Annotated in this window: 18 protein-coding genes; 12 read left to right on the top strand and 6 right to left on the bottom strand. The window is 69.6% G+C overall.

Going from position 1 to position 19,972, the window contains the following annotated elements; all coding sequences use genetic code 11:
• Positions 1–103: 103 nt before the first annotated feature.
• A complete protein-coding gene (gene pgaA, locus AC6LJ5_RS09245; RefSeq protein WP_498140314.1) occupies positions 104–2,647 on the bottom strand; it encodes a poly-beta-1,6 N-acetyl-D-glucosamine export porin PgaA in 2,544 nt (847 codons plus the stop codon).
• 659 nt (positions 2,648–3,306) lie between these two features.
• On the opposite strand from pgaA, the gene AC6LJ5_RS09240 reads away from it, so the two are divergent.
• Positions 3,307–4,563, top strand: a complete 1,257-nt coding sequence (locus AC6LJ5_RS09240; RefSeq protein ID WP_498140313.1) for a GGDEF domain-containing protein — start codon at positions 3,307–3,309, stop codon at positions 4,561–4,563.
• Here the strand turns inward: AC6LJ5_RS09240 and AC6LJ5_RS09235 are convergent.
• Entirely contained in the window at positions 4,553–6,454 is a 1,902-nt protein-coding gene (locus AC6LJ5_RS09235) for a S9 family peptidase (RefSeq protein WP_369869673.1), read from the bottom strand. The genes AC6LJ5_RS09240 and AC6LJ5_RS09235 overlap by 11 nt on opposite strands.
• A gap of 242 nt (positions 6,455–6,696) precedes the next feature.
• Between AC6LJ5_RS09235 and AC6LJ5_RS09230 the strand changes: the two genes are divergently transcribed.
• The gene (locus AC6LJ5_RS09230) at positions 6,697–7,140 is read left to right on the top strand and encodes a BPTD_2524 family lipoprotein (protein ID WP_103273856.1); all 444 of its coding nucleotides are present in this window, start codon (positions 6,697–6,699) and stop codon (positions 7,138–7,140) included.
• Between the two features lie 15 nt (positions 7,141–7,155).
• Here the strand turns inward: AC6LJ5_RS09230 and AC6LJ5_RS09225 are convergent, their stop codons facing one another.
• A complete protein-coding gene (locus AC6LJ5_RS09225) occupies positions 7,156–7,572 on the bottom strand; it encodes a PaaI family thioesterase (RefSeq protein WP_392411328.1) in 417 nt (138 codons plus the stop codon).
• A gap of 113 nt (positions 7,573–7,685) precedes the next feature.
• Between AC6LJ5_RS09225 and dinB the strand changes: the two genes are divergently transcribed.
• A complete protein-coding gene (gene dinB, locus AC6LJ5_RS09220) occupies positions 7,686–8,768 on the top strand; it encodes a DNA polymerase IV (protein WP_103273858.1) in 1,083 nt (360 codons plus the stop codon).
• Between the two features lie 171 nt (positions 8,769–8,939).
• Here dinB and AC6LJ5_RS09215 read toward each other — a convergent pair whose 3' ends face one another.
• Both AC6LJ5_RS09215 and AC6LJ5_RS09210 read right to left on the bottom strand, forming a co-directional pair.
• Positions 8,940–9,398 carry a GatB/YqeY domain-containing protein gene (locus AC6LJ5_RS09215; RefSeq protein ID WP_103273859.1) on the bottom strand — a complete coding sequence of 153 codons (459 nt, stop codon included), beginning with the start codon at positions 9,396–9,398 and terminating at the stop codon, positions 8,940–8,942.
• A 105-nt stretch (positions 9,399–9,503) separates the two neighbouring features.
• Complete coding sequence (locus AC6LJ5_RS09210; protein WP_103273860.1) at positions 9,504–10,361, bottom strand: LysR family transcriptional regulator; 858 nt, start codon at positions 10,359–10,361, stop codon at positions 9,504–9,506.
• Positions 10,362–10,448: 87 nt separating this feature from the next.
• Between AC6LJ5_RS09210 and AC6LJ5_RS09205 the strand changes: the two genes are divergently transcribed.
• From AC6LJ5_RS09205 to AC6LJ5_RS09170, 8 genes are all read left to right on the top strand, one after another.
• Positions 10,449–10,838, top strand: a complete 390-nt coding sequence (locus AC6LJ5_RS09205; protein ID WP_103273861.1) for a tautomerase family protein — start codon at positions 10,449–10,451, stop codon at positions 10,836–10,838.
• A 151-nt stretch (positions 10,839–10,989) separates the two neighbouring features.
• Positions 10,990–12,222 carry an NO-inducible flavohemoprotein gene (gene hmpA, locus AC6LJ5_RS09200; protein ID WP_103273862.1) on the top strand — a complete coding sequence of 411 codons (1,233 nt, stop codon included), beginning with the start codon at positions 10,990–10,992 and terminating at the stop codon, positions 12,220–12,222.
• A 61-nt stretch (positions 12,223–12,283) separates the two neighbouring features.
• Positions 12,284–12,721: an Rrf2 family transcriptional regulator gene (locus AC6LJ5_RS09195; RefSeq protein WP_103273863.1), complete on the top strand. Its 438-nt coding sequence runs from the start codon at positions 12,284–12,286 to the stop codon at positions 12,719–12,721.
• Between the two features lie 185 nt (positions 12,722–12,906).
• Positions 12,907–14,154: a D-amino acid dehydrogenase gene (locus AC6LJ5_RS09190; protein ID WP_498140312.1), complete on the top strand. Its 1,248-nt coding sequence runs from the start codon at positions 12,907–12,909 to the stop codon at positions 14,152–14,154.
• 170 nt (positions 14,155–14,324) lie between these two features.
• Entirely contained in the window at positions 14,325–15,239 is a 915-nt protein-coding gene (locus AC6LJ5_RS09185) for a DMT family transporter (RefSeq protein ID WP_103273865.1), read from the top strand.
• A 135-nt stretch (positions 15,240–15,374) separates the two neighbouring features.
• Positions 15,375–16,340: a proline dehydrogenase family protein gene (locus tag AC6LJ5_RS09180; protein ID WP_498140311.1), complete on the top strand. Its 966-nt coding sequence runs from the start codon at positions 15,375–15,377 to the stop codon at positions 16,338–16,340.
• Positions 16,341–16,384: 44 nt separating this feature from the next.
• The gene (locus AC6LJ5_RS09175) at positions 16,385–17,194 is read left to right on the top strand and encodes a helix-turn-helix transcriptional regulator (protein WP_103273867.1); all 810 of its coding nucleotides are present in this window, start codon (positions 16,385–16,387) and stop codon (positions 17,192–17,194) included.
• Between the two features lie 130 nt (positions 17,195–17,324).
• On the top strand, positions 17,325–18,332 hold the full coding sequence (locus AC6LJ5_RS09170) for an alpha/beta hydrolase family protein (RefSeq protein WP_498140310.1): 1,008 nt from the start codon (positions 17,325–17,327) through the stop codon (positions 18,330–18,332).
• Here AC6LJ5_RS09170 and AC6LJ5_RS09165 read toward each other — a convergent pair.
• Positions 18,241–18,903 carry a flavodoxin family protein gene (locus AC6LJ5_RS09165; RefSeq protein ID WP_498140309.1) on the bottom strand — a complete coding sequence of 221 codons (663 nt, stop codon included), beginning with the start codon at positions 18,901–18,903 and terminating at the stop codon, positions 18,241–18,243. The genes AC6LJ5_RS09170 and AC6LJ5_RS09165 overlap by 92 nt on opposite strands.
• 132 nt (positions 18,904–19,035) lie before the next feature.
• Here AC6LJ5_RS09165 and AC6LJ5_RS09160 point away from each other — a divergent pair, with 132 nt between their 5' ends.
• Complete coding sequence (locus AC6LJ5_RS09160; protein ID WP_103273869.1) at positions 19,036–19,935, top strand: LysR substrate-binding domain-containing protein; 900 nt, start codon at positions 19,036–19,038, stop codon at positions 19,933–19,935.
• Positions 19,936–19,972: the final 37 nt, after the last annotated feature.

Below are 19,972 nucleotides of genomic sequence, written 5' to 3'. Positions count from 1 at the left end.
CATGGCACAGCCTCGTCGGGGCCGCGCGGAGCCGGCTTTGCCGGTCCGCCGCGGCGCCCCCTTGAGGGGGGAGCGCGTAGCGCTGCGGGGGTGGGTCGCATCTTCAAAAGCGGTAGGCAAGATCGAACGTGATGCGCAGCTCGCGCTCGCGCCGGCCGTCATAGGGCCGGCTGATGCCGGTCACCATGGCACCCATGTCGAGCACGTCGTTGGCGCGGTAGCGCTGGCCATAGCCCAGCGCGATCACCCCGCCAGTGCCGTAGCCCTGCTGCGTATACGCGCCGGCGCCCAGCGTGCCGATCTGTTCCCAGGCGTTTTCGTAGCGGCGGTGCAGCGTGTGCGTCAGCCGCAGGCCGGGCAGGACCATCAGGTCCGAGCGCGGGTTGAAGTAGGGGCGTTCCGCGTCCAGGCTGTTGCGTTGCGAGGACAGTTCCAGCGTCAGGTCGGTCTTCAGGTGCGGTGTGGTGTGGATCCGCTCGCGGCCGTCCAGGCCCAGCGCCCAGCGCTGGTTGCCGTCGGAAAAGCGCGAGGGCGAGAGCCGCAGCGTCCATTCGCTGCGTTCGTGCGCGCGCCAGCGCGCATAGGCCGACAGGCCGTTGGACGAGACGCCGCTGGCCAGCGCGCGCAGCGGCGTGTCGCGCGACAGGCGCTCGGCCGAGCCGCCGATCTGCCAGTGGTCGTCCAGGTCGTAGGCGGCCGACAGGCGCAGGCCGGTCCTGGCGCCGTGGCCGTACTGGTTGGCGGACACTTCGCCCTCGACCGTCAGGTCGCGGCCGCGCCATTGCGCGCCGGCGCGCGCCCAGCGGTAGGTGCCGCGGCCTTCCTCGAAGTCGCCGTTGGCGTAGCCGCCGCCGGCGAAGCCGCGCCAGTTGTAGTCCAGCGGCGGCGTATAGATCACCGCGTCGATGCCGAAATCGCCGCTGCCCGACACCGGGCTGTCAGAGGCCAGGCCACGGTAGCCGCCGATGCGCAGCTCGGCCTTGTTGTGGACTGCCCATTCGCGCGCCAGCCGGCGCGACAGCGGGTTCTCGGGCGCGCGCGCCAGCGTGTCCCGGCTGAGCGCCTCGGCCTGGCGCCACTCCTGCAGGGCCAGGGCGGTGAAGCCCTGGCCGTTTTCCACGCCGATGTTGCGCGGCGTCAGCGTCTCGGCCATTTTCAGCGTCCGCTCCGAGGCGCGCGGCAGCGAGCGGGCGCGATACAGCGCGGCCAGTTCGCTCTTGAGCGTGGAGTTGTTGGGGGCGTTGCGCGCCATGCCTTCCAGGCGCGCCTGGGCCTCGGGCGTATCGTCGGCCTGCAGCCGCGCGCCGGCGTCGACCTGCATGCTCTGCAGGTGCAGGTCGTTGGGGATGCGCATGGGCTGGCCCTTGACGTAGACCCAGGCCGGATAGCCCTCGCGGGTCTCGTCCATGACCTGAGAGGCGCCGTCGAAATCCTCGGCCTCGGCCAGCGAGTAGTAGCGGCCGGTCTGGTTGCCCAGCCTGTCCACCGGATCGTCGTCGTGGCTTTCCTCGGCCTGGGCCACCTGCTGGTAGATGGCGGCGGCCTGCTCCGGCTGGCGCAGATACAGATAGGCGGAAGCGACATCGCCCAGCGCGTAGCGCGGCACGGCCACGCCCTCGGCGCGCAGCGCCTCGTACTCGCTGGCGAGATCGCGCATGCGGTAGCGCGCGTGCAGCGCGTGCAGGCGGTCGATGCGTGCCCGGATGACATCGTCGCGGGTCTCGTCGCCTTGTGTCGACCAGGCCGGGATCAGCGCGTCGTAGTGCGCCAGGACGCGATCGGCGATCGCGAACCTGTCGGCCTCGTTGCGCGTCGGTATCGAGGCCAGGCGCACCTGCTCGGCCAACGCGTCGGCCTGCAGCCGGCGCATCTGCGCTTCCGTGTACAGCTCGGGCCGGCGCGTGGCGTGCGCCAACGCCGCGCCGGCCATGCGGGCGCGCTGCAGGGCGAACACGTACTCGCGTTCCACATACGCTGCGCCGGGCATCAGGTCGCGCGCGCGGTCGGTCGCGTACAACGCTTCAAACGGCGTATTCCTGCGTGCATGGACATAGGCCAGGGCCAGGTGGGCGTCCGCGTCCCGGGGGCGGGCGCGGACCAGCTGCTCGCCCGCGGCCAGCGCCTCGTCGAGCCGGTCGGCGTCCGCCAGCGTCATGGCGATGCCGGCGGCGAAGGCGGGCTGGGACGGATAGGCGCGCATGCCGTCGCGGAACTGCGCCAGCGCTTCCGGCCAGCGGCGCAGGTCGCGCAGCGCGCGCGCCACCGCCAACCGAACGTCGGCGGGCGGCTGCGCGCCGGCGGGCAGTTGCGCGTAGGCCTGCGTCACCTCGTCGGGCCGGCCCGCCCAGCTGGCCACCAGGATGCGGTCCTGGATGGCGCGCGGGCCGCCGGCCGGACCCAGGGCGCGCAGCATGGCCAGCGCCGGTTGGTGGTCGCCGGCGCGCGCGCGCAGGATCAGGGCGTCGTAGTCGTCGCCGGCCTGGGCGGGCGCGGGACAGAGCAGGGGAGCCAGGGCGGCGCAGACGGCCGCGAAGCCGTAGCGCAGGCGGGCGGCGGGCGCAGGCGCCTGCCGGTGGCGTGCTGGCCGTGCGGCGCTCTTGTGCAGCGCCGACGGCAAGTGTCTTCCTTTCTCGTTCTTCTCGTACATCCGTAATACATCCGCGGTTGCGACATATGGCGTCCACGTCCGAGCCTCCCAGGGGCGGCCTGCCGCCGGCCGGCCCAACGGGGCCGCCCAGGCTTGCGCCAGCGGCATGGCCGAAAGCGCTCGCGCCCGCGCGGCACGCGCTGGCGTCGGAAGTGAACAGTGGATTTCTTGATGCGCGGCGCCCGCTGCGGGGACCTTCGCACTCGCGCGATCGGAGTGCATGGCTAGTACGCGCCACGCCCGTAGGGCGTGATCGCGGCGCTTTCGTCGGCGCCGTCGATAGCCGCAACTTTAGGACGTTTCCTAGAAAGAGACTGTCAATTACTGCAAACAGGCAGCCACGGGCCAACGGCCTGGCGTATGCTTCTCAGCATCCCGGGATTGCTGCTTGTTTCCAGGGACTTAAAGGTTCAGGGCGGACGGATGCGCGGCCTGTTGGGGCCTCGCGCGCGTGGTTTCTTTTCGCCGTGTAGGTAACAAAAAGCGTCAGAAATGGATGCATGTAACGCCTTTTGCAATCGGGCCGCGTATCGCGGCTGGTGGCGAGGCGGCGCGGATTGCCCATCCCCCCTTCGCAGCGACACGCGCGGGGAAACGAACCCAGTGAAACAGCAATTCCCTAAGGCCTGCGGAGCCCGACGCTCCGGTTGGCAAACACCATGACAACTTCTCTGTTCTTCCTGATGTGGGGGCTGGCCACCGCGCTGGCCATGCCACTGTTGTTGCAGTTTCACGCCAGCGGCGTGCCTGGCGTGCGTGCCTTCATGCTGGCGAACGCGCTGACCGTGCTGTCCCTGCTGCTGTACGCGGCGGGCAGCTTCCTGCCGCTGAACGCGACCGTGATGGTGTCCAATGCCGCGTGGATCAGCGCGTTGGCCCTGGTCTATGTGGGCGTGCGGCAGTTCTTCGGGCTGCATCCGCAGGTGTGGCGCAGCGCCGCCCTGGCGATTCTGTGCGTCGTGGTGATGACGGCCATGCTGTATGGACAGGATCGCGTGGCCGCGCGCATCGTGCTGTTTTCCGTGATCACCTGCGTGGGCATGGGCGCCACGGCCTGCGTGATCTTCGACGGGCGCAGGCAGATCCGCACGCGCGGCGTGGCGCTATACCTTCTGCTGTCCATCCTTGGGCTGGCGGCGCTGCATCTGCTGCGCGTGCTGGTCTACGGCCTGGGCTGGGAAGCGCCCGGCTCGATGCTGCATCCCACGCCCTGGGCACTGTTCTTCATTGTCGGCGGCTCGGTGACCGTGCCGGCGCTGTTCCTGGCGTTGTTGCTGCTGGTGCAGACCCGGATGTCCGAGCGCATGCAGGAGGCGCTGACCTTCGACAGCCTGACGCAGGCCTACTCGCGGCGCAGCTTCATGGACGAGCTGCAGCACGAACTCAGGCGCTGCGAGCGTAACGACGGCCGGCTGGTGGTGCTGTTGCTGGACATCGATTTCTTCAAGGCGATCAATGACCGCCATGGTCACGCCACCGGCGACCAGGCGCTGCGACATTTTGCGCGGGTGGTGCAGCGCGCGGTGCGCGTCAGCGACCGCTTCGGCCGCCTGGGCGGCGAGGAATTCGCGTTGCTGATGTACGATTGCGAGCCCGCCAGCGCGTTGGTGCAGGCGCAGCGCGTGTGCGATGCGCTGCGCGATGCGCCGCTGCATACCGTGGATGGCGAGATCAGGATGACCGTCAGCGGCGGCTTGGCCGCCTACCGGCGCGGCGATACGGCGGACGGCATCCTGGCGCGCGCCGACGTGGCGTTGTACCGCGCCAAGGAACTGGGCCGCGACCGGGTGGAAACCGGCGGCTCGGTCGGTTTCGGCGCGGCCGCGACCTGGGACTGGACGTCGCAGGGCGGGGCGGAAGCGGCCAATGCGGCCGTCGCGGCCAGCCCCGCGGGATCGAAGGCGACTACGGCTTGAGGTGCTGGAGCAGGAACTTCTCCATGGCCTCGTAGAACTCGAACTTGTTCTCGTCGTTGTGGAAGCCGTGGCCCTCGTTGTCCTTGACCATGTACTCCACGTTGACGCCGCGCGCCTTCAGCGCCTTGACCATCTGGTCGCTTTCGTCCTTGTTGACGCGCGGATCCTTGGCGCCCTGGGCCACGAACAGCGGTGTCTTGATGCGGTCCGCGTGCAGCGCCGGTGAGGTCGCGGCCAGGCGGTCCTTGTCGCGCACGGGGTCGCCCACCATGTCCTGCATCTTGGCCAGCATCGGCTTCCAATAGGGCGGGATGGTCTGCATGAAGGTGAACAGGTTGGACACGCCCACGTAGTCCACCGCCGCCGCGTACAGGTCGGGCGTGAACGCCACGCCGGCCAGCGTGGCGTAGCCGCCGTAGCTGGCGCCGTAGATGCCGACGCGCTTGGGATCGGCGATGCCCTGCTTGACCAGCCAGGCCACGCCATCGCTGATGTCGTCCTGCATCTTCAGGCCCCACTGGCCGAAGCCGGCTTCCCAGAAGCGGCGGCCATAGCCGGTCGAGCCCCGGAAGTTCATCTGCAGCACGCAGAAACCCCGGTTCGCCAGGAATTGCACTTCGGGGTTGTAGCCCCAGCCGTCGCGCGCCCAGGGACCGCCGTGCGGATTGACGATGCACGCCAGGTTCTTCGGATCGCGGCCAGCCGGCAGCGTCAGGTAGCCGTGGATGGTGAGGCCGTCGCGGCTCTGGTAGCTGATCGGCTGCACGCGCGCCATGCCGGACTCCGGCAGCGACGGGTTCAGGTCGGCCAGCTTGCTCAGCGTGTCCGAGGCAGCGTCATACAGGTATCGCGAGCCCGGCGTGCGGTCGTTGTAGGCGGCGACGATGAACTTGTTCTCATCGCGGTTCGAGCCCTGCAGGGCCAGGTCGTAGCCGGGCAGCTTGGCCGTCAGCTTCTTGAACAGTGTTTCGGTCTGGGCGTCGAAGAACTTGTACTGCGGCTTGTCGGTCTGGTAGACGGCCAGGGTTAGCACGCGGCGCTTGCGCGAGTAGGCGGCCGCGTCCAGGTCGACTTCCTGCGGTGCGTAGATTTCTTCCTCGACATCGGGCCTGGCCGGGTCGATGACAACCAGCGCCAGCTTGTCGCGGCCTCGGTTGGACTGGGCGTAGAGCTTCTTGTCGTCGAAGGTGAAGAAGGCCGGATGGACGCTGGTGCGGTAGTCGGTGGTGATCAGCGGCCGGAATTCGGCGGCCTCGTCGTCGCGGTAGAGCAGGGTGGTGTTCAGGCCGTCGCTGGCGACGGCGGCGCGCAGCTTGCCGGCATGGTCGGTCTGCCAGCCGACGATGTTGCCGGGATTGCGCGCCACCAGCTCGGCGGCGCCGCTGCGCACGTTGACGCGGTACACGTCGAAGACCTGCGGATCGCGCTGGTTGTGCGTGACCAGCACGTGGTCCGGATCGTCCTCCAGGTCGTCGATGATGCTGGCGCGCACGTTGTCGTAGGGCGTCAGGTCGGTGACCTTGCCGGTCCTGGCGTCCACCGCCAGGACGTGGAAGTTTTCGTCGCCGCCGAAGTCCTTCTGGTAGAGCACCACGTCGGGGCCTTTCCAGAAGAAATTGCTGATGTCGCGCGCGGTTTCGCTGGTGAGCTTGCGCGGTTCGCCCACGAGCGCGCTGCCGTCAAGCGGCTGCACGAAGATGTTCATGCGCGCCGGGCTGCCGTCCGTGCTGGCCGGCTGCATGAAGCCCAGCGTCTTGCCGTCTTCGGACAGGCGGAAGTAGCCGCGCTCGGGGTTGCGGAAGAAGTCCTTCAGCGGATAGCGCGGCGGCTGCGCGGCGCTGGCGCCCAGCGAGGCGCCCAGGATGCTGGCGGCGAAAAGGGTGTGTTTCATGAACGAAATCAAGATGGGATCTCCATGGATTTCCGTGCCCGCGCGGCCGGCGGCCCTGGCAAGCGGGGCGCGGCCGCGAGGTAGGGGGCGCGCATAGCGCCGGCGGCGCGTTCGATCATGCCATAGGCGCGGCGGGGGTGTCGAACCGCCCGGCGGCGCGCGCCGGACGCGGGGCGGAGACGGGCTGTTTCTGCGCCGGGCCGGTTTGCGTGATAATCGCGCCTATCAATCTGGAGAGACTTATGTACAGGAATCTGGTCGCCTGCGCGCTGGCGCTCGGCCTTGCCGGCTGCTCGGTGGGCATCTCGGGCGACGGTTCGTCGCCCCACACCGAATTCAAGGCGGCGGTGAACTACAAGGACGCCTACGACGCGGCCATCCGGCAGGCCAATGCCTGCCTGCGCAGCACCGACAACGCCTACCGCGTGGTGCCCAGCCTGGACGAGGCCTCGCGCTCGGGCGAGGTCCGCGTGCTGGCGCCCTTCGCCGATACCGAGATGACGCGCGTGAACGTCAAGGCCGCCGGCGACAAGAGCACCGATGTTCGCATCGTGGTCTGGGGCAAGGGCACCTGGGACGTGGAGGCGCTGCGCGCCATGAAGGACGCCGTGTCCTACAACCTGGTGTCCTGCAGTTCCTTCATGCCGCGCGATCCGCAGCCGCAGACGCCCGCGCCGAAGAAATAGTCGGGCGGGGCCGGTTCAGTCGCCGCCGGGCCGGCGGCGGATGATCTTGAAGGTCGCCGTGGCCCGCGCCACCAGTTCGCCGTTCTTGTCGCGCACGTCGCCTTCGCAGAAGGCGATCGACGCGCCACGGCGCAGGCAGCGCGCCTCGATCACCAGGTCGCCCGTGCCGGGCGACAGGAAAGTGGTGTTCATGTCGATGGTGGCCATGCCCACGGCGGCGTCGGCAGAGCCGCGCGCGGCGGCGCTGAGCGTGAAGTCCAGCACGCTCATCAGCGTGCCGCCGTGCACGTCGCCGCGACTGTTGGTCAGGTCGCGGCGCCAGGGCAGCGAGGTGCGGGCATAGGCCGGCCCGATCTGCTCGGGGACCAGCCCGATGTAGTCCATGAAGGGAATGGTCAGGCCGAAATAGTCTTGCGGGGCGGTTGCGGTCATGGGCCGGTACGGGGAGAGGAAAGCAGGCGGGATTCGCGGTCATAATATATTTTTTTGCGGCGCCCGCGCGCGCCATGCTTCGCCCGTTCTCATTTCGCGTTCGATCACCGACCATGCCCGAGCCTTTGCGCAAGATCGTACATATCGACATGGACGCGTTCTACGCTTCCGTGGAACAGCGCGACAACCCCGCGCTGCGCGGCCTGCCCGTGGTCGTGGCCTGGACCGGACCGCGCTCGGTGGTCTGCGCGGCCTCGTACGAGGCGCGGCGCTTCGGCGTGCATTCGGCCATGTCGGCGGTGCGCGCGCAGCGGCTCTGTCCGCAGGCGGTCTATGTGCCGCCCGATTTCAACCGCTACCGCGAAGTCTCGCGCCAGGTGCGCCAGATCTACGCGCGCCATACCGACCTGATCGAGCCGCTGTCGCTGGACGAGGCCTACCTGGACGTGACCGTCAACAAGGGCGGGCTGCCGTCCGCCACCGAGGTCGCGCAGGTCATCCGCCACCAGATCCGCCAGGAAACCGGGCTGACCGCCTCGGCCGGCGTGGCGCCCAACAAGTTCCTGGCCAAGATCGCCTCCGACTGGAACAAGCCCGACGGCCTGTTCGTCATCCGGCCCTCGAAGGTGCTGGAGTTCCTGGCGCCGCTGCCGGTGCGCAAGGTGCCGGGCGTGGGCAAGGTGACGCAGGCGCGGCTGGAGCAGCTGGGCATCCAGACCGTGGGCGACCTGGCCACGCACGAGGTGCAGGAGCTGGAGCATTATTTCGGCCGCTATGGCCGCCGGCTCTACGAACTGGCGCGCGGCATCGACGAGCGCGAGGTCGACGCCGACCAGCAGGTGCAGCAGGTGTCGGCGGAAACCACGTTCTCGGAAGACGTGCGCCTGGAGGCGCTGGGCGAGGCCATCGACCGCATGGCGGGCAAGGTCTGGGACCAGGCGCTGAAGAAGGGCGCGCTGGGGCGCACCGTGGTGCTCAAGCTCAAGACCGACCGCTTCCGCATCCTGACGCGCAGCCTGACCAGCGCCAATCCGCCCTCATCGGCCGAGGAACTGGCGACCATCGCCAGGCTGTTGTGCGACCGGGTGGACCTGCCGCCACAGACGCTGTACCGGCTGGCCGGCGTCGGCATGAGCAACTTCGCCGATCCCCAGGAACAGTCCCGCCAGCCGGACCTCTTCGGCGGCGCGTTCTAAAGCGCCACAACCCAACCTGAGACGGTGCCCTCCAACCTGGGGCAGTGCTTCCAACCTGAGACGGTGCCCCCAAGCTGAGACGGTGCCCCCCAATCGGGGCCACACGGAGCCGGCTTTGCCGGTCCGTAGTGGCGCCCCCCTGGGGGGGAAGCGCGTAGCGCTTCGGGGGGGTTACAACCTACTTTTCACTTGCTGCGACAGCGCCGTCATGTCGGCGCGGCCGGCCAGCGACTGCTTGAGCAGCGCCATGACCTTGCCCATCGCGGGCGCGCCGGTGACGCCCTGCGCGGCCACTTCGGCCAGCGCGGCGTCGATGGCGGCGGCCACTTCCTCGGGCGTGGCGGCCTGCGGCAGGAATTCCTGCAGCACGGCCAGCTCGGCCTTTTCCTGCTCGGCGGTCTCGGTGCGGCCGGCCTGCTCGAAGGCGGCGATGGACTCGCGGCGCTGCTTGACCTGCTTTTCGATGATGGCGGTGATCTCGGCGTCGTTCAGGTCGCGGCGTTCGTCCACTTCCTTCTGCTTGACGGCGGCCAGCAGGAAACGCAGCGTGGTCAGGCGTTCGGATGCCTTGGCGCGCATGGCCTCCTTGACGGAATCGGAGAGGCGGGTCTTGAGCGTAGCGGTGCTCATGGATGAACCTTTGTGGTGTGTTGCGACGAAACCGTGAGTGTAAACCGGGCCGGCGCCAGGACTGCGGCGGCAAAGGGTATGGCGCACGGCCTGGGTGCGGGCGTATCAGCCGCGTATCGCGCCCTGGAACGCCGCCGACAGCGCGGCGAGCGCCTGCTGGGGGCGGCCGCCCCTGGCGCGCGTGTGCAGCAGCACCGGCAGGCGCGGCATCTCGGGCAGTCGCAGCCGAGGGCCGACGTCGACGGCGCCGAACGGCAGCATGCGGGGCGCCAGCGCGGCCACGCCCAGCCCGGCCATGACGGCCGCCGCCACTGCCGCCACGCCGCCGCCGACGAAGACCTCGCGCCACGGCACCGCCGACTCGTCCAGCCGCTTGGCGGCCAGCGCGCGCACGCCGCAGGGTTCGGCGAGCGTGGCCAGCGGCAGCGGCTCGTCCGCGCGGTGCTGCCAGTGCGGCGCCGCGAACCAGCCCAGCTGTTCCTCGGCCAGCACCGTGCCGTCGTCGCGGCCGGCGTGCAGGCGCGCGATCACGGTGTCCAGCTCCCGCCGGTCATAGCTTTGCAGCAGGTCGCCCGAGGAGCCGATGCGGATTTCGATCAGGAGTTCGGGATCCTGCGCGTTCATGCGCGCGATCAGCGCGGGCAGCTCCGGGCCGGCCACATGGTCGCTGATGCCGATGGTCAGGCGCTGCCGCGTTTCGACCGACAGGGCGAGCGCGCGCTCATGCGCCGCCATGAGTTCCCGGGCGTGTTCGAGAAAACCGGCGCCGCGCGCCGACAGCTCCACATGGCGGGGCGTGCGCTCGACCAGCCGGAAACCGAGCCGGTCTTCGAGCCGCTTGAGCTTCAGGCTGACCGCGGCCTGCGTCATGCGCAGCGAATCCGCTGCCAGCGTGAAGCTGCCCAGCTCGGCGATGCGGATGAAGGCCTTGACGGTGTCCAGGTCCAGCGAGCGCTCATTCATTTTGAGCCTTAATGACTGATATAAGTATGAATAAAGAAAAAGAATAACTAGTATGGATCGGGTCTACAACCCACCGAGGAATTCACCATGCCACTCGTGCACATCGCCTTGCGCGCCGGAAAAACGGAAGCCTACCGGCAGGCCCTGTTCGACGGCGTTTACCGCGCGCTGCGGGAAACCTTCAACGTGCCGGAAGACGACCAGTTCATGACCATCACGGAGCACGAGGCGGCGAACTTCCGCTACGGCGCGACCTATATGAACATCGCGCGCAGCGACGATCTGGTGTTCATCCAGATCACCGCCAACAACACACGCGGCCTGGATCAGAAGAAGGCGCTGTTCCGGCGGATCACGGCATTGCTGGGCGAGAGCCCCGGCCTTCGGGGAGAGGACGTATTCGTGAACATCGTCGAGGTCGCCAAGGAGAACTGGTCCTTCGGCCATGGACTGGCCCAATACGCCGAATCCCCGTAAGGCCCACGCGCGGCGCCGGTCCGCCCGCCCGCGGGATGGGCGGACGAGGCCCGGGCGGGCAGGGCGGCCATGGGTTTGCGGGAGGCTGTTTTAAAGATGTATTATTAATACATCTTTAAAAGCGAGCCCTCTCGCGCCCCTGGAGTCCTGGATGTCCCTTTCCCCCGCCCTGAGTCCCTCCGTCCGCGCCCTGGTCAAGGCCACCGCCCCGGTGCTGAAAACGCACGGCGTCGCGCTGACCCGTCACTTCTACGCGCGCATGTTCGAGCACAACCCCGAGCTCAAGCACATCTTCAACCAGGGACACCAGGCCGGCGGCGAGCAACAGCAGGCGCTGGCCGGCGCGGTGGCCGCCTATGCCGAGCAGATCGATGATCCGTCGGTGCTGGCGCCGGTGGTGACGCGCATCGTGCACAAGCACGTCAGCCTGGGCGTGCGCCCCGAGCATTACCCCATCGTCGGCAAGCATCTGCTGGCGTCGATCCGCGAAGTGCTGGGCGAGGCCGCCACCGATGAACTCGTCGATGCCTGGGCCGCCGCCTACGGTCAGCTGGCGGACCTGCTGATCGCCGAAGAGGCGCGGCTGTATGCCGATTCCGCCGCCAAGCCCGGCGGCTGGACCGGCTGGCGCGCCTTCCGCGTCGCGCGGCGCGAGGCGGAAAGCAGCGAAATCACCTCGTTCTACCTGGAGCCGGCCGATGGTGGCCAGGTGCCGGGCTACCAGCCGGGCCAGTACGTGTCGGTGCGCCTTTACGTGCCCGAACTGGGCCTGATGCAGCCGCGCCAGTACAGCCTGTCGGACGCGCCGGGGCAGGGACGGCTGCGCATCTCGGTCAAGCGCGAGCCGGGCGTGGCCGGCGCGCCGGCCGGCCGCGTGTCCAACGCCCTGCATGATCGCCTGCAGGTGGGCGGCGTGCTGGACGTGGCGCCGCCGCAGGGCGATTTCCAGCTGCGCGAGGCCGTCGGCGCGCCCGTGGTGTTGCTGAGCGGCGGCGTGGGCCTGACGCCCATGGTGTCCATGCTGAACCACCTGGTGCGGGCCGACGACGGGCGCCAGATCCGCTTCGTGCACGGCTGCCGCAACCGTGACGCGCACGCCATGCGCGACCACGTCAACACCATCGCCGCCGGCCGAGGCAATGTGCGCAAGGCGGTCTTCTATGAGGAAGTGGGCGGCGGGGACGAGCCGGGCCGCGACTACGACTACGCCGGCCGCGTCGACCTGCGCGCCATCCGCGACGCCGCCATCCTGCCGGGCGCGGACTACTACCTGTGCGGCCCCGCGGGCTTCATGCGCGCCCAGCGCGAGGCTCTGCTGGCGCTGGGCGTGGGCGCCGACCGCATTCACGCCGAAGCCTTCGGCAGCGGCGGCGCGCCGGCCTGAACGCGGTGTATCCTGGCGGTCCGGCTTGCGCCGAGCCGCCGTCCTTTCTCTTCCAGCCGCCATGCAACTGAACCGCTTCACCGACTTCGGACTGCGGGTGCTCATGTACCTGACGCAGTGCCGCGACCGCCCGACGGCGGTGACCATCCCGGAGATCGCGGACCGTTTCGGCGCGTCCCGCAACCACCTGGTCAAGGTGGCGCACTTCATGGCGCAGCGCGGCTGGGTGGTCACCACGCGGGGCAAGGGGGGCGGGCTGTGCCTGGCGCATTCGCCTGCCGCCTACCGGCTGGGCGACCTGGTGCGCGAGCTGGAAGAGCAGGGGCCGCTGATCGATTGCCGCGAGCCGCCCTGCGCGCTGGATGGCGCCTGCCGGCTGTCCGGCGTGCTGGCCCAGGCCATGCAGGCCTTCTTCGACGGGCTCAACGCCCACACGCTGGCCGATCTGGTGCGCGACCCGACGGGCGCGGCCATCATCCGGCTGCATCGGGCGGCCTGAGCCATCGCTGTCCTGGCCGGCCGTGCCGCTGCCGGCCAGCGCCTGCTGGCCGCGACGTTCCGCGCCCGGCTCGCGTTCACCCTGGGACATGATCTTTTGTTATGGGTCTGCCCGGTATTGGCATTTGCCGCCGGCGGGCCGGCGCTCCAGAATAGGCCGCAGTGTCAGTCTATTTGGATGAAGGTATGCGGGTTTGCGTGATCGGCGCTGGTGTGGTGGGCGTCACCTCGGCCTATTTCCTGGCGCGCCAGGGGCATGACGTGGTGCTGGTCGACAGCCAGCCGCGTCCTGCGGAAGTTTCCAGTTACGCCAACGGCGGCCAGCTCAGCTACAGCTACGTCGCGCCGCTGGCCGGCCCGGGAGTGCTGCCCAGCGTGCCCGGCTGGCTGCTGCGCTCGGACTCGCCGCTGCGCTTCCGGCCCAGGCTGGATCCGCATCAATGGCGCTGGTGCCTGCAGTTCGCGCTGGCCTGCCGCGCCTCGGTGGCGCGCGCCTCGACCGCCGAGCTGCTCACCCTGTCCTACCTGAGCCGCGACGCCATGCACGCGCTGCTGGCCCAGGAGAACCTGGATTTCGGCCATCTGAAGAACGGCAAGCTCATCGCCTACCGCAGCGCCGAGCTGCTGGACAAGGCGCGCGCGCTGGTCGCCTACCAGGCCGCGCATGGCGCCGACCAGCAGGTGCTGGACGCCGCCCAGACCCTGGCGCTGGAGCCGGCCCTGGCCGGCATGGGCGCCAGCCTGGCGGGCGCGATCTATACGCCCAGCGAAGAGGCGGGCGATTGCCGCCAGTTCACCGAGGCATTGTTCGACCGCCTGCAGGGCATGGCCAACGTGCAATGCGCGATGTCCAATCCGGTCTCGGGCCTGCAGCGGGAAGGCCGCCGCGTCGTGGCGGTGCAGAGCCGCGACGGCGACATCGGCGCGGACGCGGTGGTGCTGGCGACCGGCATCGGCACGCGCGCGCTGCTCTCGCCGCTGGGCCACGACGTGCCGCTCTATCCGCTCAAGGGCTACAGCCTTACCGTGCCGCTGGCCGACGACGACCACATGGCGCCCGCCATCAGCGTCACTGACTACGAACGCCGCATCGTGTACGCCCGCGTGGGCGGCGTGCTGCGCATCGCGGCGATGGTGGACATCGGCGGCGGCGACGCGCAGATCGACCCGGAACGCATCGCGCTGCTCAAGCGCCAGGTCCACGAGGCCTTCCCCGGCCTGGACCTGCGCCAGGCCATTCCCTGGGCCGGACTGCGACCGGCCACGCCCAAGGGCAAGCCGCTGATCGGCCGCAGCCACGCCGCCGACAATCTGTGGCTGAACATCGGCCAGGGCGCGCTGGGCTTCACGCTGGCCTGCGGCAGCGCGGCGTTGCTGAGCGCGCAGATGGGCGGACTGGAGCTGCCGCTGGATCCGGCGCCGTTCCAGCCCTGAGTCCTGGCCGTCTCGACGGGGCAGCCCGCACGGGAATGTCCTTTTTGCGATAGCGATTGCCTTTTCATCGGCAGACGGGCCGACCCCGCATCAATAGGATGGCGGTTCCGTTGCGCCGGGCTTGCCTGGCGAAGCGGAAACCGATTCCCATTCTCCGGGTGAGCCCCATCATGTCCTATCTGTTCCCCCTGTTCGCCATCCTGTTCTGGGCGGGCAACGTCATCGTGTCCAAGATGGCGGCCAGCGCCATCTCTCCCACCGCCATCACCTTCTACCGGCTGGTCCTGGCCCTGGCCATCATGGGCCTGTTCACCGCCGTGCCGGCCTGGCGCAACCGCAAGATCATCCTGCGCCACTGGCCCAAGCTGGCGCTGTACGGCGCGCTGTCCTCGGCGCTGTTCCAGGCGCTGTCCTACCGCGCCGCCGAAACCACCACCGCCACCAACATGGCGATCGTGACCGCGCTGATTCCGCTGCTCAGCATGCTGCTGAGCGTGGTGGTGCTGCGCGACCCGCTGACCCTGGGCATGGCCGTCGGCGGCGTGCTGTCCTTCCTGGGCCTGCTGTACCTGGTGGGGCAGGGCGACATGCTGGCCGTGTTCCACAACGGCGTGCACGTGGGCGACGGGCTGATGCTGCTGGCCGCGTTTTCCTATGCGCTGTACGGCGTGCTGCTGCGTCACTGGAAGGTGCCGCTGCCGGCCTGGCAATCGACTTTCGTGCAATCGTTCTTTGCGCTGCTCTACATGCTGCCGCTGTTTCTCAAGGTGCCCGCCGCCCAGGCCGCGCTGGACGTGAAGACCGTGCCGCTGATCCTGTACGCCGGCATCTTCTCGTCGGTGCTGCTGTCCTTCCTGTGGATCGAAGGCGTGCATCGGCTGGGCCCCAACCGTTGCAGCATCTTCATCAACCTGCTGCCGCTGTTCACCGCCATGGCCGCCTTCGCGCTGCTGCGCGAGCAGCTGCATGGCTACCACCTGCTGGGCGGCGCGGTGACGCTGGCCGGCGTGCTGCTGGCGCAGACCGTGCAGCGTCCGCTGTTCGGCCGTGGCGCCGGCGCTGGTCTGGCGGCCGGCAAGGCCTGAGTTCGCCGGCGCGGTATCGCGGGCGGCCCGCGCAGGGCGGCCCGCGTCGCGCGGCGTGCGGGTGGGCCCGCACGGGCGTTCAAGACAGCGGCCCGGCCCGCGCGCACAGTGGCGCTCTTTTGCACAGGAGCGCCCATGAGCATCTTCCAGAAAGCCGCCATCGCGCTGGCGCGCAGTCCCGGCGCCGGCCGCCTCATGCGGGCCACCGCCGCCGGCAGCGCGCTGGCCAGCCGCTTTGTCGGCGGCGCCACGGCCGGGCAGGCGGCGGCGACCGCCGCGCGCCTGCGCGAGCGTCACGGCATCCGCGCCTCGCTGTTCTATCTGGGTGAATACGTCGCCGACCCCGCCATCATCGAACAGACCGTCGGGCAGACCGTCGCCGCCTGCCGCGCGCTGGAGGCGGCGGGCCTGGACGTGCATGTGTCGATTGATCCCACCGCCATCGGCTACGCGCACAGCGACGCGCTGGGCCGCGACAATGCGCGGCGCATCGCGTCGGCGGCGCGGCGGGCCGCCGGCGGGGGGCGCGACTGGGTGGTGCTGGACATGGAGGACGACGGCATCCGCGAGCGTACCTGCGCGCTGCATCGGGAACTGCTGGACGACGGCTTGCCGGCGGGCCTGACGCTGCAGGCGCGGCGCCTGCGCACCTTGCCGGACCTGGAGTGGGCGGTGCGCCAGCGCACCTCGCTGCGCCTGGTCAAGGGGGCCTTCCCGGTGCGCGCGCTGGACCATCGCGGCCGCGCGCGCATCGACGTGGCCTATCTGGAGGCGGCCGCGATCATGCTGTCGCCACAGGCGCGCGCGGCGGGTTTCCTGCCGGTGTTCGGCACCCATGACGATCGGCTGGCCGGCGCGCTCATGGCCCTGGCGCGCGAACGTGGCTGGGCGCCCGACGAGTTCGAGTTCGAGATGCTGTACGGCGTGCGCACCGACTGGCAGCTGGCCCTGCGCGCGATGGGCTATAACCTGCGGGTGTATCTCCCGTTCGGCGCCGACTGGTGGCCGTATGCCATCCGCCGGGTGGGGGAGCATCCCCGCAACGCATGGCTGTTGGCGCGATCCCTGAATTCGGATGGATACGCGGCGGGTCAGGGCTAGGAAACCGGCCCCGGCCGACACGGCCGGATCCGGTTCTTGTATCGATGGCGGTTTCCCAACATATCTGGCATTGCGGCGCCGGCCTGCCCGGCGACGTGCTCATCACCGACCTGCGCGCCTATCGCTATGGGCCGCATTTCCATGACGCCTGGTCGATCGGCGCGATCGACTATGGCGCCTGCGCCTTCACCGTGCGCGATGCACCGCATCTGGCTCAGGCCGGCGATCTGGTCGTGATCGCGCCGGGCGACGTGCATACCGGCGGCACGTCCGAGACGCCACTGGGTTATCGCATGCTCTACGTGGAGCCTTCCTGGCTCGATGACCACGCGCGCGCGCTGCTGGGCGCGGCGGCGGCGTTCGACGGTCCGGTGATCCGCGATCCCGCGCTGTGCGCGCAATGGCTGGCGGCGCTGGCGCCGCAAGACATGGACGAAGCGGGCCGGGCCGAGCGCATCTCGGCCGCGCTGTTCGCGCTGCTGCGCGGGCACGCGCGCGCCGCCGGGCCGATGGCGTCCGAGGATGAGGATGTCTGCGACCAGCTGCGCGCGCGCATGGCGCAGGATCCGGCCTGCGCGCCGGACCTGGAGGCGCTGGCCCGGGCGCAGGCCCGCCACCGCACCACGCTGGTCAAGCAGTTCGCGCGCCGCTACGGCCTGCCGCCGCAGGCCTGGTTGCGCAACTGGCGCGTGGCGCGGGCGCGCGAACTGCTGCGCGGCGGCCTGCCGCTGGCCGACGCCGCGCATGCCGTGGGCTTCGCCGATCAGGCTCACATGACGCGGGTGTTCAAGCAGGTCTACGGCAGCACGCCGGGCGTGTTCCGCAAGGCCTCGGCTGCCGTCCGGCTGCCCTGAAAGGCCGATATGGCATTCCTGATAGTCATGTAATGGACAACCATTAATCGCTTGAGAGGAGAATTTCCTCAATATCTAATGAACCTGCATGTGCGCATGCCTGTTTTTTCGATTGATATTGAGGAATGCCATGAGCCAGCCGCAACGCATCACGATACCGACCGCCGACGCGACCGCGCTGGGCGGTTTCCTCTGGCGCCATCCGCCGCGCGCGCGGGACGGCGTGGCGCAACCCGCCGGCGCCGCGCGCGGTGGCCACGGCTGCGGCAGGGACGGCGGACCGGGCCTGGTCATCATCAACGCCGCGACCTCGGTGCGCTGCCGCTATTACTCGCGCTTCGCCGAATACCTGCACGGCCACGGCTTCGATGTGCTGACCTACGACTATCGCGGCATCGGCGAATCGCGGCCGGCGTCGATGCGCGGCTTCCAGGCGTCCTGGATGGACTGGGGCCAGAAGGATTTCGAGGCGGTGCTGACCTATGCCCGGCGCGAGTTTCCCGGCCAGCCGGTGGACGTGGCCGCGCACAGCATCGGCGGTTTCGTGACCGGGCTGGCGCCGTCCAGCCATCGCCTGCGGCGCATCTTCACCATGGGGGCGCAGTACGCCTACTGGCGCGACTACGCGCCGGAACGCCGGCTGCGCATGCTGGCCAAATGGCACCTGGCCATGCCAATCCTGACCGCTTGCCTGGGCTATTTTCCCGGCCGGCGGCTGGGCTGGCTGGAGGACACGCCGCGCGGCGTGGTGCGCGACTGGAGTTTCATGGGGCCGCGCTTCGAGGCGCGCGGCGCGCCGGCCGCCGGCACGGATCCGCGCGTGGCCACCATGGCGGCGGTGACGGCGCCGATCCTGGCGCTGAGCGTGACGGACGACGAGTTCGGCACCGAGGCCGCCATCGACCGGCTGCTGGCCTATTACAGCGGCAGCGCCCGCACCCATCTGCGGCTTTCGCCGGCGTCGATGGGCCTGGCGTCGATCGGCCATTTCGCCTTCTTCCACGAGCGCTTCCGCGACACGCTCTGGCCGATCGCGCTGGGCTGGCTCACGCGCGGGCAGTGGGCGCCGCTGCCGGCGACTCCCATACGGTGTGACTGCGCGGCGTCTCTATCCGGTAGTCCGAGTATTTGCGCGTGAAGAATTCGGCGCCCAGCGCCTGCGCGGCGAGCAGCGGCTGGCGCGGATCGGCCGCGATCTCGCCCCGGCTGTTGCCGGCGCCATGCACGAAGCCGACGAAGTCCGAATGCGTGTAGCGCGCGAATTCCTGGATCTGGTGCACGATGCCCAGCGCCGCGCCCGGATAGGTTTCCTCGGACGCCACGGCCAGCCCCAGCCGCTTGCCCTGCATGCGGGTCTTCACGTCTTCCGGGCCGTTGCCCGAGCCTGCGTAGTGGCTGAACGAGCGGTCGAAGAACGCCTTGGTCTGCGCCGACATGCCGTACCAGTAGATGGGGGTGCAGAACAGCACGCCGCGCGCCGGCAGGAAGTGGCGCAGGAACAGTTCGTCGTAGCCGTCGTCCGGCGCCGGCGCATGCCGCAGGTCCGTCAGGAAATGCTTGATGTGGTCGTCCAGGAACAGCAGTTCGGCCGAGATGCCGGCGGTCTCGGCGCCGCGCCGGGCGGCTTCGGCCAGCGCGGCGCTGTTGCCGTCGCGGCGGGGGCTGCCCACCAGGATGAGCAGGCGGTTGGATTGATGATCTGTATTCATGTTGTGGTCCTTGTTCATGAACGGCGAAGGCGCCGCTTTCAGGATGGAATTTAGGGTCTTCTGGCGGAGCCGGACAAATGAGGAATCCTGCTTTAAGATGAGAAAAAATCATCTGTAAGGCTTGCCTTAGCCATGTTCGCCAACCTGCCCGTGACCGCGCTGCGCACCTTCGAATCGGCCGCGCGGCTGCGCAGCTTCAAGCTCGCGGCGGCGGAGCTGGCGGTCACGCCCACGGCCGTGTCGCACCAGGTCAAGGCGCTCGAACAGCGCGTGGGCGTCGCGCTGTTCGAGCGCGTGCCGCGCGGCGTGCGCCTGACCGAGAGGGGCGCGAGCCTGTTCGCCGGCGTGCATGGCGCGCTGCTGGATATCGCGCAGACGCTGGACGCGCTGCGGCCGGCGCCGGATGCGGGCGCGTTGACGGTCTCCACCACGCATTCCTTCGCCGCGCTGTGGCTGGTGCCGCGATTGGGGCGTTTCCATCAGGCATACCCGCAATACCAGCTTCGGCTAGACGCCAATGCGCGGCCCGTGGACCTGCTGCAGGACGCCAGCGTGGACGTGGCCATCCGCTATAGCCAGAAGCGCTATCCGGCGCTGGTGGCGGCCTGCTCGCTGCCCGAGTCCTTCGGCGTGTACGGCGCGCCGGCCCTGGCCGCGAGGCTGGGCGGGGCGCGCGCCGGCCGGGAAGCGCCCGCGCTGGTCACGGTGCGCTGGCGCGATTCGCGGCTGTATGACGAGGGCTGGCGGCAATGGTGCGAGGCGGCCGGCCTGCCGCGCTGGCGCAAGCCCGCCGCCATCCATGCCTACGAGGAAGAACACTACGCGCTGCAGGCGGCCATCGCCGGGCAGGGCCTGGTGCTGGCCAGCTCGGTCATGGTGTCCGACAGCGTCCGCCTGGGGGCGCTGGCGCCGCTGCGGCCCGAGGTCCGTGTGCCGGGCGCGGCCTATACCGCGCTGTGCGCGCCGGGGCGCGAACGGCATCCGCCGGTGCGCGCCTTCCTGGACTGGCTGGCGCGCGAATTCGAGGCCTGAGCCGGGCGCGCGCGCGGCTATCATGTCGGGCATTGCT

It is taken from the genome of Achromobacter sp. 1011791174 (assembly GCF_059760925.1).
This window is presented reverse-complemented; position numbering and strand designations above follow the sequence as displayed.